This is a genomic window from Streptomyces asoensis (assembly GCF_016860545.1).
Taxonomy (GTDB): domain Bacteria; phylum Actinomycetota; class Actinomycetes; order Streptomycetales; family Streptomycetaceae; genus Streptomyces; species Streptomyces asoensis.
This window is the reverse complement of record NZ_BNEB01000005.1, coordinates 2,888,644-2,903,938: the sequence shown is the minus strand read 5'-3', so window position 1 is coordinate 2,903,938 and position 15,295 is coordinate 2,888,644. Positions and strand designations below refer to the sequence as shown.

Below are 15,295 nucleotides of genomic sequence, written 5' to 3'. Positions count from 1 at the left end.
GTCCCGGGCAAGAGCCTTGAAGGCCGCCCTGGCTCGCCTGGCCGCCGTCCTGGCCGTCCAGTCCGCTCAAGTCCTCAGGGGTGGTGGCCCACCGCCTCCTCGTACAGGCGCCGGTCCACCGTTCTCGGCTCGGGGAGCGGGGGCGAGGATCCGGGGACGGCGCCCTGGGCCTCGTAGGCGGCCTGGAGGCGGTCGGTCGTGCCCGAGCGGATCTCCCAGTCCATCCGGAGCAACGGCGTCGACCTCAGGATCGCGGCGTCGGTCTTCAGCAGCTTCGCCAGGTAGGTCACGAAAGCCGCGTCCGCCTTGTAGTCCGAGGCGAAGTACGTGTTCACGGTGCGGATGTAGGCGCGCAGCAGGGCCACCCCGGCGTCCGTGTCCTCGGACAGCAGGCTCGGGCCGTACAGCAGACCGCCCAAGGGCTCGCCGGCCGGCTGGCCGCCCAGGAACGCGTAGCCCGGCTTGTCGTCGACCCTGCGCCAGACCGGGTCGAGCAGCCAGGCCGAGTCGACGCCGCCGTTCTCCAGGGCCGTGAGGACGTCCGCGGAGCCGAGCTGCTGGTACTGGATGCGGGACAGGTCGCCGCCGTACCGCTCCAGCGCCTTCTCCATGGGGTACGCGATCACCGACCCCTTGCCGATCATCGTGCCGAGGCGCCGCCCGGACAGGGTGACGTCCGCCGCGCTCTCACCGTCCTTCAGACGCGCCCACAGGCCGCTCTTGGAGCCGGGGCCGGGCGAGAAGTTGCCCGCGACCCAGCGGATGTCGAAGCCGCCCCTGACGCCGTTCATCACGGCCGCCTCCGGCGCCGCCCACAGGGCGTCGACGTCCCCCTTGGCCAGCAGGGGCAGGGCCTCCGGCGTGGGCAGCACCTTGAGCGTGACGTCGAGGCCCTCGCGCGCGAACTCGCCCTTGTCGAGGGCGACCACCAGGGGCGCCACGTACTCCGCGCTCAGCGTGCCGGTCGCGATGGTCAGCCGGCGGTGCTCGGCGAGGGGGGCGGCGGGTGGGGCGCCCGGCCGGCAGCGGGCGGGGGCCCGGTCGGCGGAGAGGTCCGCCGGGTCCGTCCAGGCGCCGGTGCCGCAGCCCTCCACCGGACGGATCGCCCGGGTCGCGCCCTCGGACCGCGCCCGGCCGTCACCGCCGTCGCCCGCGTGGGGCGAGGAGCACGCCGTCGCCGTCAGCAGAGCGGCGGCCACGGCCAGGGCGACCGGTGCGGCCGGTCCGCACCCGAAGGACCACCGCGTACGTCCCGTCATGACTGCCCCCGGCCCCGGTCCCGCGGCGCCCACGGCGTGAGCAGCCGTCCCACGATGCGCACCAGCTCGGAGAAGACCACTCCGATCACCGCCACACAGACGATCCCCACGAACATCACGTCGTTGCGGAACAGCGCGCGCGAGTCGAAGATCAGGTGCCCCAGGCCGTTCCCCGCGGCGATCTGCTCCGAGGCGACGATGACGAGGACCGCCACACCCGCGGCGATCCGCGCGCCGACGAGGACGGCGGGCAGCGAGGCCGGGAGCAGGACGTGGCGGAACATCTGCCACGGGGAGGCGCCGAAGACGCGCCCCGCGTCGCGGTGGCCGGAGGGGACGGCGAGCACCGCCGCCATCGTCGAGATCCACACGAAGAAGAAGACCGTCGTCGCGACCAGCGCCACCTGCGGGCCCTCGCCCAGGCCGAACATGTTCAGGAAGACCGGCAGCAGGGCCAGTTTCGGGACCACGTACAGGGCGTCCAGGAGAGGCTCCAGGGCCGCCCGGACCAGCGCCAGGGATCCCATCAGCAGGCCCAGCGCGTAGCCCGCCGCGGTCCCGAGCGCGTAGCCGCCCAGGACGCGCTTCAGTGTGGCCCGCACGTCCGGCCACAGCTCGCCGGCCGCCGCGCGGTCCCAGCCGTCGGCGAGGACCGTGGACGGGGCCGGGTAGACGCGGTCGTCGATCCAGCCGCGGACCGCCGCCAGCTGCCACAGCAGGACCAGCAGCAGCGGGACCGCGACCGCCAGGGACAGCTCCAGGGCCCGGCGGCGGCGGTGCGTGCGGCCGGGGCGCAGCTCCTGCGGACCGGGCCGGCGGACCAGCACCGGCCCGTGGTGATCCGGCCCGTGGTGATCCGGCCGGCCGTGATCCGGGCCGGTGGCCGGGCGTTCGAGCGGGACGCTCATGTCGGCACCGCCTCCCTTCGCAGCAGGTCCCACAGCTCGCCCCGCAGGGCCGTGAACTGGGGCGTCGCGCGGATGTCCCCCGTGCGCGGACGGGGGAAGGGCGGCCGGTGCTCGGCGATGATCCTGCCGGGCCGGGCGGACATCACGAGGACCCGGTCACCGAGGACGATCGCCTCTTCCAGGCTGTGCGTGATGAACAGGGTGGTCGTGCGGGTGGCCTGGGTGAGTTCCAGGAGCTCGTCCTGGAGGATCGTGCGCAGCTGCGCGTCGAGGGCCGCGAAGGGCTCGTCCATGAGCAGCACCTCGGGTTCGACGGCCAGCGCGCGGGCGATGGCCACGCGCTGGCGCATGCCGCCCGAGAGGGTCGCCGGGTAGGCGTCGGCGAAGTCCCCGAGGCCCGTGCGGGCGAGCCAGTCGTCGACGCGGGCGTCCGCCGTGCGGCGCGGGACGCGCTGGACGTCCAGGCCGAAGCGGACGTTGGCGCGGACCGTCTTCCAGTCGTAGATGCCGTAGTCCTGGAAGATCATGGCGGCCGGGCGGGGGCTTGCGGTGCGGATCTCGAGGGTTCCCGTGCTGGGGCGCAGCAGGCCCGCCGCGATGCGCAGCAGGGTGGACTTGCCGCAGCCCGAAGGGCCGACGACACAGGCGAACTCGCCGGTCGGGATGCTCAGTTCGACGGGGCCGAGGGCGTCGACGGCGCCGGGGCCCCGGCCGAAGGTCCGGGTCAGGTCGTGTGCGCTGAGTTTCGGATGCGGAACTCCCACAGCCGACGACGATATGACGGACCGTCAGATACGGGAACCCGTGTGCGCCACGGAAGTGGCTCCGGGGGGGCAGGGCGAGGGGTGTCAGGCGGCCGCGCAGCTCGGGCAGATCCCGCGGTACGTCACCTCGACGTCCGAGACCGCGAAGCCGAAGCGTTCCGAGTCGGGGAGGTCGGCCAGCGGATCGCCGCCGGGGTGGACGTCCTTGATCGCGCCGCAGCGCGCGCACACCAGGTGGTGGTGCGGGCGGTGCGCGTTCGGGTCGTACCGCTTGGCCCGCCGGTCGGTGGCGACCTCGAGGACCTCGCCGAGGGAGACCAGTTCGCCGAGCGTGTTGTAGACGGTCGCCCGGGAGATCTCGGGCAGCCGGACGACGGCCCTGGCGTGCACCTCGTCGGCGGTCAGGTGGACGTGCTCGCCGTCGAGCACCTCGGCCACGACGCGCCGCTGCGCGGTCATGCGCCAGCCGCGTCCGCGCAGTCGCTCCAGAAGGTCGCTCATGGCATCAGCCTAGCAGTCGATCGGACCAGGTCCCGAACGAGTGTGATTTTAGATGGCGCATCGACTTGGATGATGTCCATTGTAGGATCAGGTTGAGTTCACGGACCGTGGCAGGCGGCCGGCGGCCGCGTCGGTGGGGGCACCGCGCGGCCGTCGGCACTGGACCGCCTGCCGTGGCGGACGGGCCGGGCGTCCCGGAGGCGCCCGGCCCGTCCGTGTGTCCGGTGCGGTCAGGCCGGTACCTGCCGGCGGGCCGGTACCCAGCAGCGGATGATGTCGCGGACCGAGACGATGCCGGCCGGCTCGTCGCGGTCGAGGACGACCAGGTGCCGGAAGCCGCCGTGGGCCATGGCCCGAGCTGCCTCCTCCAGGGTCCAGGCCGGGGTGGCGAAGACGACGTCGTTGGTGGTGTGGGCGTGGGTGCGTTCGGTGTCCGGGTCCTGTCCCAGGCCCACCGAGATGAGGATGTCCCGCTCGGTGAGGATGCCGATGCCGCCGGCGTCCGGGTCCCAGACGACGGCCGCGCCGACGCGGCGGGCGGCCATCAGGGCGGCGGCCTGACGGAGTGTGTGGGCGGGGCCGATGGTGAGGACCACCGTGCTCATGGCGTCGCGGACGAGCATGGCTGGAGCCACCTCCTAAGAACCCATGGTTGTTCATGGATTCACAAGTTCACAAGTGGGGGTGCTGTCAGCGTGGCAGGTAAAGCGGGGGTCAACAAGAGGGCGCGCGCGGCCAATTGAGGGCGCACGCGCTCATCTGTGAGGGACCGGCGGCCTTTTCAGCGCCGCTCGTGGAGGTTCACCGCCGTCCGGCGCGGTTCAGTGCCGCTCGTTCAGGTAACCCAGCAGTTCCTCGTGCAACAGCCCGTTCGACGCGGCGGCGTTGCCGCTGTGCGGGCCGGGCCGCCCGTCGAGGCCCGTGAACGTGCCGCCGGCCTCCGTCACCACGATCGCCGTGGCGGCCATGTCCCAGAGGGAGAGCTCCGGTTCGGCGCACAGGTCGACCGAGCCCTCGGCGACCATCATGTACGGCCAGAAGTCGCCGTACGCGCGCGTGCGCCAGACCTCGCGGGTGAGGTCGAGGAAGCCGTCCAGGTGTCCGCGCTCCTCCCAGCCGGTCAGCGAGGAGTACGCGAAGGAGGCGTCCGAGAGCTCCGAGACGCGCGAGACGCGCAGCCGGCTCGCGGAGGTCAGGCTGCGGCCGGTGAAGGCGCCGTGGCCCTTCGCGGCCCACCAGCGACGGCCGAGCGCCGGGGCGGAGACGACACCCACCACCGGCTGGAAGCCCCCCTCGCCCGCCTCCATCAGCGAGATCAGGGTGGCCCAGACCGGGACGCCCCGCACGTAGTTCTTCGTGCCGTCGATCGGGTCGATCACCCAGCGGCGCGGGCCGGTGCCCTGGACGCCGTACTCCTCGCCCAGGATCGCGTCCCGCGGACGGGCCCGCTGGAGCTGGCCGCGGATCAGTTCCTCGGCGGCCTTGTCGGCCTCGCTCACCGGTGTCATGTCCGGTTTGGTCTCGACCTTGAGGTCGAGGGCCTTGAAACGGTCCATGGTCACGGCGTCGGCGGCGTCCGCGAGGACGTGCGCGAGTCGGAGGTCGTCGTGGTAGTCCGGCATGGGACGAACCGTATCCGCCGGAGACGAGGACGGGCCACAGCGGACCGCGGGGTGGACGCGCGGGCGCACCGGCGCGGGTCCCGGGGCGGCGGTCGTCCCGTGACCCTTGACAGTGCGGCCGCGCGCGTCAAACCTGGGCCCAGAGCCGCTCGCCCCGGGAGGCGATGATGCCTGCAGCGCGGGAATCCCTACTGGACGCCGCCTTCGAGGCGCTCGCCCGGCGGCCTTGGGCCGCGGTGCGCATGGTGGACGTCGCCGCGGCGGCCGGGGTGTCCCGGCAGACGCTGTACAACGAGTTCGGCAGCAAGGAGGGCCTGGCGCGGGCCCTCGTCAGACGCGAGGCCGACGCCTACCTCGCCGGGGTCGAACGGGCGCTCGCCGTGCACGGCGACGTCCGGGACAGGCTCACCGCCACCGCCGAGTGGACCGCCTCCGCCGCCCGGGAGAACGCCCTGCTCAGGGCCGTCCTCACCGGTTTCTGGAGCGAGCGGCTGCCCGCGCCGACGCTCTCCGCCGTGCCGTCCTCCTCCGCCGTGCCGGCCCAGCGGCGGGCGGACGGGCCGCTGCCCTCGCCGGGCGACCTGGTCGGCGCCGTCCGTGACCGGGCCGTGGCGGTGCTCTCCGGACCCGGTGCCGTACGGGCCGACGCCGCCGACCTGGCCCGCTCCTGCGAGCTGGCCGTGCGGCTCGCGCTGTCCTGCGTGGCGGCCCCGCCGCCGGGTGAGGACGGCGTCGCCGAGCTGGTGCGGGGCGCCCTGCAACGGCAGCCGGGCGACCGGCCCGGTCGGTGAACCGGGCAGGCCCGCCGGGTCGGTGAGCCGCGCGTGCCCGTCGGGTCAGTGGGCCGAGCCCGAGAGCTGAAGGCCGATGACTCCTATGATCACCAGGCTGATCGAGACGAGCTTCAGGGTCGACACCAGGTCGCCGAGGAAGACCATGCCGTAGATCGCGGTGCCCGCCGCACCGATGCCCGTCCACACCGCGTAGGCGGGGCCCACGTCGAGCTTCTTCAGGGAGAGGGTCAGCAGACCGAAGCTCCCCAGGGCGAAGGCGCAGAAGGCGATGGTGGGCCAGAGCCTGGTGAAGCCGTGCGACAGCTTGAGGCAGACGGCGAAACCGGTCTCGAGCAATCCGGCCACGACGACCAGCAGCCACGCCATGTGCTGTCCCTCCGTTCGCCCGGCCCGGTCCGGCTCGGTGCGATTATGCACTTACCGGGCCCGGGCGGACGCAAACAACGCGGTGGTCAGCCGCTGGACGAGCCGTCGGATCAGTCGCCCTCGGTGCGTTCCCGGGTGGCGAGCAGCCGCCGCAGGGAGTACAGCCGCGCCGGGTCCGCGTGGCCCTCGGCGACCCACGCGTCCAGCGCGCAGTCCGGCTCGTCGTGGCTGCACGCGCGCGGACAGCCCTCGGTGCCCGGCTCCAGGTCGGGGAAGGCGTGGATCACCCGCGAGGGGTCGACGTGGTGCAGGCCGAAGGAGCGCACGCCCGGGGTGTCGATCACCCAGTCGTCCGAGCCCGCCAGGGGCAGGGCGAGCGCCGAGGTCGTGGTGTGGCGGCCGCGGCCGGTCACCGCGTTGACCTGGCCTGTCACCCGCCGTCGTTCCTCCGGGACCAGCGCGTTGACCAGAGTCGTCTTCCCTACGCCGGAATGACCGACGAACGCCGTGGTCCGCCCGACCAGGAACTCGCGCACCCGGTCCGCCGCACCGCCGTTCTCCAGCTCCTCGCGGCTGGTGACGACGTAGGGGATGTCGAGGTTGCCGTACAGCTCCAGGAGCTTGTCGGGCGAGGCCAGGTCCGACTTCGTCATCACCAGCAGGGGGGTCAGCCCGCCGTCGTAGGCCGCGACCAGGCAGCGGTCGATCAGACGGGGGCGGGGCTCAGGGTCGGCCAGCGCGGTGACGACGGCGAGCTGGTCGGCGTTGGCGACGACCACCCGCTCGAACGGGTCGTCGTCGTCCGCGGTGCGGCGCAGCACCGAGGAGCGCTCCCCGATCCGGACGATGCGGGCGAGGGTGTCCTTCTTGCCCGACAGGTCACCGACCAGGGACACCCGGTCGCCGACGACCGCGGCCTTGCGGCCCAGTTCGCGGGCCTTCATCGCGAGGACGACCCGGTCGTCGACGAGACAGGTCAGCCGGCCCCGGTCGACGGTGAGGACCATGCCGTCGGCGGCGTCCTCGTGCTTGGGCCTGATGTGCGTACGGGGCCGGGTGCCCTTGCGGTTCGGACGGCTGCGGATGTCGTCCTCGTCGGTGTGCTTGCCGTAGCGGCGCATGGCGGAAGTCCCTATACCCCGAGCATCCCGGTCCACAGGTCCGGGAAGTCCGGCAGCGTCTTCGCCGTCGTCGCCACGTTCTCGATCTGCACGCCCTCCACCGCGAGGCCGATGACCGCGCCGGCCGTCGCCATGCGGTGGTCGTCGTAGGTGTGGAAGATCCCGCCGTGCAGCCGCCGCGGGCGGATGTGCAGACCGTCCGCGGTCTCCGTCACGTCGCCGCCGAGTTCGTTGATCTCCTTGGTCAGCGCGGCCAGCCGGTCGGTCTCGTGCAGACGCAGATGGGACACGCCCCGCAGGGTGGACGGCGAGTCCGCGAGGGCGGCGACGGCCGCGATGCCCGGGGTCAGCTCGCCCACGTCGCCCAGGTCGACGTCGATGCCGTGGATCGAGCCCGAGCCGGTGAGGACCAGGCCGTGGTCGGTCAGCTCGCAGGAACCGCCCATCTCGGTGAAGATCTCGCGCAGCCTGTCACCCGGCTGGGTGGTGTGGGCCGGCCAGTCCGGGATCATGACGCGCCCGCCGGTCACCAGCGCCGCCGCCAGGAACGGCTGGGCGTTGGACAGGTCCGGCTCGATGGTCAGGTCCCGGCCCAGCAGGGCGCCCGGGGTGACGCGCCAGACGTTCGGCTCGCCGCCCGCCTCCGGGGTGTCCACCTGCGCGCCCACCGCGCGCAGCATGTCGACGGTCATCCGGATGTGCGGCAGGGAGGGCAGGGAGGAGCCCGTGTGGCGGACCTCGACCCCCTGGTTGAAGCGGGGGGCGGACAGCAGCAGCGCCGAGACGAACTGCGACGAGGACGAGGCGTCGATCTCCACCGTGCCGCCGTCCAGCGCGCCCGAGCCGTGCACGGTCAGCGGCAGCGCTCCGCGGTCGTCGTCGTCGATACGGGCGCCGAGGACGCGCAGCGCGTCGATGACGCCGTTCAGGGGACGCTCGTAGGCGCGCGGGTCACCGTCGAACCGGACGGGACCGTCGGCGAGGGCGGCCACCGGCGGCAGGAAGCGCATCACCGTGCCGGCGTTGCCGACGTCGACCGTGGCCGGTCCGCGCAGACCCGCGGGCAGCACCCGCCAGGCCTCGCCGCCGGCGTCGGGGCCCCCGGCGCCGGCGGAGCTCGACGACACCGTCTCCTCGATGCCGACGCCCATCGCGCGCAGGGCGCCCGCCATCAGCAGGGTGTCGCGGGAGCGCAGGGGGCGGCGCAGCCAGCCGGGCTCGGACGCGAGGGCGGCGAGGACGAGGGCGCGGTTGGTGACGGACTTCGACCCCGGTACGTGGACCGTCGCGGCGACGGCCTCGCTCGCGTGCGGGGCGGGCCAGAGGGCGGTGTGTGCGGGGTTCGGGGCCATGGGCCCCACTTTAGTGGTCGGCCCGGCGCCCGGCTGTCGTCCGTCCCGCGGTCCGGCTCGGCGCCCGGCCGCGGTCGGGCCCGGCGTCTGGCTGGCGCCGGCCCGCCGTCCGGCCCGGCGCCAGGTCGGCGTCCGGTGCGTCACAGCCGGGCCCGGCCAGGGGGCGTGCAAGGGCGGCCTACGTTCCGCCCGGCGCCCCCGTCGCGCCCTGCGCCCTGTCCCGGCCCCGCCGACGTCCTGCTTTGCGCCCCCGTCCCGGCCTCGCCCCGCGCCGCCGGGCGGCCCCTGTGGCGGCCGCGGTCGGCCTCGTGTCACAGGGCCAGCAGCCACCTGCCGCCGCCCAGCAGCGCGCACAGGCTCACGGCGTGGAAGAGGAACAGCCACAGGCCCGCCGGTACGTGGGTCAGCCGGGACAGCTGGTCCGCGTCGGAGTCGCCCGCGCCGCCGCGTGAGCGCTTCGCCTGGAGTTCGAAGGCGGGCCGTACGCCGCCCAGCAGCAGGAACCACACCACGGCGTAGGCGAAGGCCGCCTGCACCTGCGGTCCGGCCAGCCAGGACACCAGCAGGAAGGTGCCGCCGGTCAGGACCACGGTGAGCGCGCCGTAGGCGTTGCGGATCATCACCAGCATCACGAGCAGCAGCGCCGTCGCCACCCAGAGCAGCAGGGTGATGCGGCCGGCCCCGAGGAGGGCGGCGCCGCCCAGGCCGAGCAGCGGGGGAGCGGTGTAGCCGGCGGCCGCGGTGAGGATCATGCCGAGCCCGTGCGGCTTGCCGCGGCTCAGGGTCAGACCGCTGGTGTCCGAGTGCAGCCGGATCCCGGTCAGCTGCCGGCCGGTCAGCAGGGCGACCAGACCGTGACCGCCCTCGTGGGCGATGGTGATCGCGTTGCGGGATATGCGCCACAGGGTGTGCGGCACGACGACCGCGAGGGCCGCGACCGCCGTGGCGATCACCACCCACAGGTCGGGCTCGGACTGGGTGCCGACGAGCCGGTCCCACAGATCGGGCAGCGCGAGGGCGGCGGTGCTCTCCATGTCGTGTGGTGGTCCCTTTCGGTCTTTCGGCTCAGGAAGTCTGGCAGTGTGGCACGTATGTGCGGACGGTATGCAGCGAGTCGCAGGCCCGAGGATCTCGCAGGAGTCTTTGAGATCGAGCGGTGGGAGCCCGAGGAGACCCTGGAGCCCGATTACAACGTGGCGCCGACCAAGGAGGTCTACGCCGTCCTCGACCGCCCCTTGAAGGACGCCGACGACAAGCGCCCGGTTCGGCAGCTGCGGAAGCTGAAGTGGGGACTGGTCCCCTCCTGGTCGAAGACCCCCGAGGGCGGTGCGCGGATGATCAACGCGCGGGCCGAGACCGTCCACGAGAAGCCCTCGTACCGGCGTGCCTTCACCACCCGGCGGTGCGTGCTGCCCGCCGACGGCTACTACGAGTGGGTCACCGGCGTCCAGGAGCGCGACCTCGAGGTGGAGGGGAAGAAGAAGCGGCCCCGCAAGCAGCCCTACTTCGTGCTCCCGGCCGACGGCTCGGTCTTCGCGATGGCCGGGCTCTACGAGTTCTGGCGGGACCGGACCCTGCCCGACGACCATCCGCAGGCCTGGTGGGCGACCTGCTCGGTGATCACCACCGAGGCCGAGACCTCCCCGCTCGCCGTGGCTCCCGCCGAGGGCCCGCACGCCCTCGCCGACATCCACCCCCGTATGCCGCTGATGCTCACCCCGGACCGCTGGGACGCCTGGCTCGACCCGGCGCGCACGGACGCCGACGACCTCCGCTGCCTCCTCGCACCGCCGCCGCCCGGACTGATGCGCGCCTACCCGGTGTCCACGGCCGTCAGCAACGTCCGCAACAACGGTCCGGAGCTGCTGAAGGAGCTGGAGGGGCCCGAGGAGGGCACACTCTTCTGACGTGAGCAGCGAAACGGTCGTGAGCACCGAGACAGCGCGGACCGAGGCGGGAACCGCCCGCATCACCTGGCACCACGCGGCGAGGCCGCGGCTCGTCCTCGCCCTGAGCCACGGCGCGGGCGGCGGGATCGAGGCTCGCGATCTCCGGGCGCTGGCCGCGGTGCTGCCCGCCCACGGGGTGAGCGTCGCCCTGGTCGAGCAGCCGTGGCGGGTGGCAGGCAAGAAGGTCGCGCCCGCGCCGAAGACCCTGGACACCGGCTGGCGTGGCATCTGGCCGGCCGTGGCCGCCCCCGGGCTGCCGGTGATCTCGGGCGGGCGCTCGGCGGGCGCCCGGGTGGCCTGCCGCACGGCCCGCGAGCTCTGCGCGCACGCCGTGCTGGCGCTGAGCTTCCCGTTGCACCCGCCGGGCAGGCCGGAGCGGTCCCGGGCCGCCGAGCTGCTCGGGGCGGGGGTGGCGACCCTCGTCGTGCAGGGCGGCAACGACCCGTTCGGCAGACCCGGCGAGTTTCCGGCGGGCGGGTACGAACTCGTGGAAGTGCCGTACGGCGACCACGGGTTCGCCGTGCCCAAGCGGGCCGGCGTGACCGGGGAGCAGACCCTGGAGACCGTCACCGCGGGAGTCGTCCGGTGGGTCGCGTCACTCGGGTGAACGGCCGGGGAATGCCGCGCGACCGGACGCTGTTGAGGCGGACATAGGTGCTGGACAACAGGCACCGAAGTCAGTGGGAGAGGAAGTCCGCCGCATGGGTTCGACCATCTGCCCGCCCGCCACGTATCACCACCCCGTGGGCGGGTCGGGTCCGGCGCAGTCCGAATCGAGCCGCAGCACCCGCGTCGATCTGGACTGGACGGTGCTGCACGCGGCCAGGACCGCTTCTATTGGAGCGGCGGCGGGCGCGGGTAGTCGTCTATCCTCCGATTCGAGTGGGATCGGTTTCGGTTCCACCCGCGATCTTGAGGAGGTGGGTCCGGTCACCGGTACCGACGCAGGGACCGACAACGGCCAGGCGGAGCTGCCCGAGGGCCAGGGCGTGAGCGGGGAGACGGGCACGGAGTCCACCGCGGAGCGCAGCGCGCGCTTCGAGCGGGACGCGCTGGAGTTCCTCGACCAGATGTACTCGGCCGCCCTGCGCATGACGCGCAATCCGGCGGACGCCGAGGACCTGGTGCAGGAGACCTACGCGAAGGCGTACGCGTCCTTCCACCAGTTCCGTGAGGGCACCAACCTCAAGGCCTGGCTGTACCGGATCCTCACGAACACCTTCATCAACTCGTACCGCAAGAAGCAGCGCGAACCCCAGCGCAGCGCGGCCGAGGAGATCGAGGACTGGCAGCTGGCACGCGCCGAGTCGCACATGTCCACAGGTCTGCGCTCCGCCGAGTCGCAGGCACTGGACCACCTGCCCGACTCCGACGTGAAGGCGGCGCTCCAGGCCATCCCCGAGGAGTTCCGCATCGCCGTGTATCTCGCGGACGTAGAGGGCTTTGCGTACAAGGAGATCGCGGACATCATGGGGACACCCATCGGTACGGTGATGTCCCGGCTGCACCGGGGCCGCCGTCAACTGCGCGGCATGCTCGAGGACTACGCCCGTGAGCGCGGGCTGGTCCCGGCCGGTGCCGGAGAGTCGGACGAAGCGAAAGGCTCGGGCTCATGAGCTGCGGAGATCCGCACGAGACGGACTGCGGTGAGGTCCTCGACCACCTGTACGAGTACCTCGACAGCGAAATGCCTCCTCTCGACCGGGACAAGTTCCAGCACCACTTCGAGGAGTGCTCCCCCTGCCTGGAGAAGTACGGGCTGGAGGAGGCCGTGAAGAAGCTGGTCAAGCGGTGCTGCGGCAGTGACGACGTGCCGACCGACCTGCGGGCGAAGGTGATGGGCCGGATCGACCTGATCCGCTCCGGACAGACCGTCCCCGAGCACGACGTGACGGCGACGACCCAGGAGAGCTGAGTCCCTTCCGGCCCCGCCATCACCCGAATGTGCTAATCCGCGGGTGATACGCCCGCAGACCCACCCCCGGCCGTCCTAGGCTCCTGAGCCGGACAGGCACGGCTGGGGGAGGCGTCGATGGAGGGAATTCCGGCGCGGGCACGCGGATACGCCGCCTGTGCCGCCCTCGGCTCACTGCTCTGCACGCTCCCGCCGGGCCCGCGCACCCCGTGGTGGGCCGTCGCCCTGCTCGCCGGGCTGTACGCCGGCGGGGAGCGGATCGCCCGCCGCCGGTTCGCCGGCACCCTGCACCCCGTGCTGCTGGCCGGGGCGTTCCTGCTCGAACCGGCCGCGGCCGCCCTCGTCCCGCTGCCAGGGGCGCTGTTCTCGCACGTCGAACGGCGCCCCTTCGCGCTGCGCAGGCTCTGGCGGGCCGCCCAGGCGTCCCTCGCCGTGTGGGCGGCTTCCCACGTGCACGGGGCGCTCGGCGGACGGGAGGCCGTGGCCGCCTGCGAACTGCCGCGGGCGCTGGTGCCGGCGGGCGCGGCCGTGCTGGTGTTCTGCGCCGCGCTCGCCCTGCTGAACGGCGGGATGCGGGCGCTCGCCGAGGGCCTGCCGCTGCGGCGGGTGTGCCGGGGACTGTTCCTGCGTTCCCTGGCGCCGCTGGCCGTGCACGGGCTCGCCGGACTGATGACGGCCGTGCTGTGGAGCAGCCCGTACGGGCCTCTGGCCGCCCTCCTCGTGCTGTTCCCGACGGCCGTGTCGTGGTGGGTGTTCGCGCAGTACCACCGCGAGCGCGCCGCCCACCAGGCGACGATCCGGGCCCTGGTGCAGGCCGTCGACATCAAGGACGGCTACACCCGCGGGCACAGCGAGCGGGTCGGCCAGGCCTCGGTGCTGATCGCGCGCGAACTGGGCATGGACGAGAGCCGGATCGAGATGCTCCGCTTCGCCGGGATCCTGCACGACGTGGGCAAACTCGGCGTACCCACCCGGCTGTTGCGCAAGGACGGGCCGCTGACCCCGCAGGAGCGACGGGTGATCGAACTGCATCCCGAGTACGGCCACGAGATCACCCGCGGGATCGCCTTCCTCGGGGAGGCCCGCTCGGCGATCCTGCACCACCACGAACGCCTCGACGGCACGGGCTACCCCTACGGTCTCTCGGGCGGCCAGATCCCGGAGCCGGCCCGCGTGGTCGCCGTCGCGGACGCCTTCGACGCCATGACGTCCACCCGCTCCTACAGCAGGGCCCGGCCGGTGGGCGCGGCCCTGGAGGAGCTGCGGCGCTGCGCCGGGGCCCAGTTCGACCCCCGGATGGTCGCGGCACTGGCCGACGTCGTCGAGCGGGACGGCTGGCACCCGGTGGTGACGGCCGACGAGACCCGGCCGGCGGCGCCCCCGCCCGCCCGCACCCCCGACGACCGGTCGGGAGCGCGCCGGTGACCGCCCGCCGTTCCCCCCTCGCGCTCCACGCCGTCGCCGCCCTCCTCGTCGCCGGCTCCCTCCTCGTCACGTTCGCGACGGGCGTCGAGGAACGCCCGGTCGCCCTCGCCTTCGGGGTCCTGGTGGCCGTCGGCGAGCTGGCCCGTCCGCCGGGCGGACCCCCGCTGCGCGAGGCCGCGCCGCTGGGCGCCGCGGGATCGCTGGCCTACGCCCTCGTCGGTGCGCACGCCGGGCATCCCACGCATCACGGGGTCGCCCAGGTCGTGACGGTCGTGGCCGCCGCCTCCCTGCTGGGCGGCGTGCCGCAGCTGGCCCGCGGGGAGGGACCCGTCCTCGACCACCTGGTCCGGCGGGTGCTGGCCGTCGGGTTCGCCGCCGTCTGCTTCCAGCCGCTCCACAACCGCGGGGTGTTCGACGGCTGGAGCGGCCCCGCCCACACCCTGCTGCTGCTCGCCCTGCTGGTCCTGACCGTCCTGTGCGACACGGTGGTCGTCGCCGTGCTGGCCCGCTCCCGCACCGGCTGGCCGTTCGCCCCGACCCTGCGCGACGAGCTGCGGGGCCTGCCGGGGATCGGCTCGGCGGTGTGCGCGACGGGGGCGGTGATGGCGCTCGCGGTGGCCGTCGTCGGGCTCTGGGCGCTGCCGGTGTTCTCGGTGCCGCTGCTGCTCACCCAGCTGTCCCTGCGCCGGCACGCGGCGGTGCGGGCGACCTACCGGCAGACCATCGCCTCGCTGGCCCGCGCCACCGAGATCGCCGGGTACACCCCGGCCGGGCACGCCCGGCGGGTCGCCGCCCTCAGCCACGCGGTGGGCCGGGACCTGGGGCTGCCGGAGCCCGAGCTGACCGTCCTGGAGTACGCGGCCCTCATGCACGACATCGGCCAGCTCAGCCTCGTCGACCCGGTCCCGGACGGCGCCACCGCGGGGCTGCCGGTGGCGCAGCAGCGCAGGATCGCCCTGCTGGGCGGGGCCGTCGTCCGGCAGACCGGGGCGGACGCCCGGGTCGCCGCGGTCGTCGAGCGGCAGGCCGATCCCTACCCGGAGCAGCCGCCGGCCGCCCGCATCGTCCGGGTGGTGAACGCATACGAGGAGAAGGCCCGGGGCAGGGGTCCCGGCGGGCCGCTCGCCGCCCTGGAGGAGCTGCGCCTCGGCACCGGCCGGGAGTACGCGCCCGAGGTGGTCGAGGCCCTGGCCGCGGTGCTTCGCAGGACGGGGGCGCAGGCCGGGGTCCACCCCCCGGCCTCCGGTCCCGGGGGCGCCTCGGGCAGGGTGGTGGCGGGCGACTCGTGGGCTGTCTGACCTTGGCCGGGGCTGGGTAAC

Annotated in this window: 17 protein-coding genes; 7 read left to right on the top strand and 10 right to left on the bottom strand. The window is 73.7% G+C overall.

Going from position 1 to position 15,295, the window contains the following annotated elements; all coding sequences use genetic code 11:
• Positions 1-74: 74 nt before the first annotated feature.
• The 6 genes from Saso_RS35340 to hisN form a co-directional block, all read right to left on the bottom strand.
• Complete coding sequence (locus tag Saso_RS35340; RefSeq protein ID WP_189919947.1) at positions 75-1,259, bottom strand: ABC transporter substrate-binding protein; 1,185 nt, start codon at positions 1,257-1,259, stop codon at positions 75-77.
• Positions 1,256-2,167 carry an ABC transporter permease gene (locus Saso_RS35335; RefSeq protein ID WP_229901173.1) on the bottom strand — a complete coding sequence of 304 codons (912 nt, stop codon included), beginning with the start codon at positions 2,165-2,167 and terminating at the stop codon, positions 1,256-1,258. Before Saso_RS35335 ends, Saso_RS35340 begins: the two co-directional genes overlap by 4 nt.
• Positions 2,164-2,931: an ABC transporter ATP-binding protein gene (locus Saso_RS35330; protein WP_189919945.1), complete on the bottom strand. Its 768-nt coding sequence runs from the start codon at positions 2,929-2,931 to the stop codon at positions 2,164-2,166. The genes Saso_RS35335 and Saso_RS35330 overlap by 4 nt, the downstream gene beginning before the upstream one ends.
• Before the next feature lie 84 nt (positions 2,932-3,015).
• A complete protein-coding gene (locus tag Saso_RS35325) occupies positions 3,016-3,432 on the bottom strand; it encodes a Fur family transcriptional regulator (protein WP_189919943.1) in 417 nt (138 codons plus the stop codon).
• Between the two features lie 230 nt (positions 3,433-3,662).
• Positions 3,663-4,055 (bottom strand): CBS domain-containing protein, encoded by a 393-nt coding sequence (locus Saso_RS35320; protein ID WP_189919941.1) that lies wholly within the window; start codon positions 4,053-4,055, stop codon positions 3,663-3,665.
• 198 nt (positions 4,056-4,253) lie between these two features.
• The gene (gene hisN, locus Saso_RS35315; RefSeq protein ID WP_189919939.1) at positions 4,254-5,054 is read right to left on the bottom strand and encodes a histidinol-phosphatase; all 801 of its coding nucleotides are present in this window, start codon (positions 5,052-5,054) and stop codon (positions 4,254-4,256) included.
• Between the two features lie 164 nt (positions 5,055-5,218).
• Here hisN and Saso_RS35310 point away from each other — a divergent pair, with 164 nt between their 5' ends.
• Positions 5,219-5,845: a TetR/AcrR family transcriptional regulator gene (locus Saso_RS35310; RefSeq protein ID WP_189919936.1), complete on the top strand. Its 627-nt coding sequence runs from the start codon at positions 5,219-5,221 to the stop codon at positions 5,843-5,845.
• A 45-nt stretch (positions 5,846-5,890) separates the two neighbouring features.
• On the opposite strand, the gene Saso_RS35305 is transcribed toward Saso_RS35310, so the two are convergent.
• The 4 genes from Saso_RS35305 to Saso_RS35290 form a co-directional block, all read right to left on the bottom strand.
• Positions 5,891-6,214 carry a DMT family transporter gene (locus Saso_RS35305; RefSeq protein ID WP_062642293.1) on the bottom strand — a complete coding sequence of 108 codons (324 nt, stop codon included), beginning with the start codon at positions 6,212-6,214 and terminating at the stop codon, positions 5,891-5,893.
• Positions 6,215-6,324: 110 nt separating this feature from the next.
• The gene (gene rsgA / locus Saso_RS35300; protein WP_189919934.1) at positions 6,325-7,335 is read right to left on the bottom strand and encodes a ribosome small subunit-dependent GTPase A; all 1,011 of its coding nucleotides are present in this window, start codon (positions 7,333-7,335) and stop codon (positions 6,325-6,327) included.
• A gap of 11 nt (positions 7,336-7,346) precedes the next feature.
• Positions 7,347-8,687 (bottom strand): 3-phosphoshikimate 1-carboxyvinyltransferase, encoded by a 1,341-nt coding sequence (gene aroA, locus Saso_RS35295; RefSeq protein WP_189919932.1) that lies wholly within the window; start codon positions 8,685-8,687, stop codon positions 7,347-7,349.
• 311 nt (positions 8,688-8,998) lie between these two features.
• Entirely contained in the window at positions 8,999-9,721 is a 723-nt protein-coding gene (locus tag Saso_RS35290) for a M50 family metallopeptidase (protein ID WP_189919930.1), read from the bottom strand.
• Between the two features lie 57 nt (positions 9,722-9,778).
• On the opposite strand from Saso_RS35290, the gene Saso_RS35285 reads away from it, so the two are divergent.
• The 6 genes from Saso_RS35285 to Saso_RS35260 all read left to right on the top strand — a co-directional run bounded on the left by Saso_RS35285 (position 9,779) and on the right by Saso_RS35260 (position 15,274).
• On the top strand, positions 9,779-10,594 hold the full coding sequence (locus Saso_RS35285) for an SOS response-associated peptidase (protein ID WP_189919928.1): 816 nt from the start codon (positions 9,779-9,781) through the stop codon (positions 10,592-10,594).
• A gap of 1 nt (position 10,595) precedes the next feature.
• Positions 10,596-11,243, top strand: a complete 648-nt coding sequence (locus Saso_RS35280) for an alpha/beta hydrolase family protein (protein ID WP_189919926.1) — start codon at positions 10,596-10,598, stop codon at positions 11,241-11,243.
• A gap of 313 nt (positions 11,244-11,556) precedes the next feature.
• Positions 11,557-12,252 (top strand): RNA polymerase sigma factor SigR, encoded by a 696-nt coding sequence (gene sigR, locus Saso_RS35275; RefSeq protein ID WP_189919924.1) that lies wholly within the window; start codon positions 11,557-11,559, stop codon positions 12,250-12,252.
• Positions 12,249-12,551 carry a mycothiol system anti-sigma-R factor gene (rsrA, locus tag Saso_RS35270; RefSeq protein ID WP_189919922.1) on the top strand — a complete coding sequence of 101 codons (303 nt, stop codon included), beginning with the start codon at positions 12,249-12,251 and terminating at the stop codon, positions 12,549-12,551. Before sigR ends, rsrA begins: the two co-directional genes overlap by 4 nt.
• A gap of 117 nt (positions 12,552-12,668) precedes the next feature.
• Positions 12,669-13,976, top strand: coding sequence for an HD-GYP domain-containing protein (locus tag Saso_RS35265; RefSeq protein WP_189919920.1), 1,308 nt, complete (start codon positions 12,669-12,671; stop codon positions 13,974-13,976).
• A complete protein-coding gene (locus tag Saso_RS35260) occupies positions 13,973-15,274 on the top strand; it encodes an HD-GYP domain-containing protein (protein ID WP_189919918.1) in 1,302 nt (433 codons plus the stop codon). The genes Saso_RS35265 and Saso_RS35260 overlap by 4 nt, the downstream gene beginning before the upstream one ends.
• Positions 15,275-15,295 lie beyond the last annotated feature (21 nt).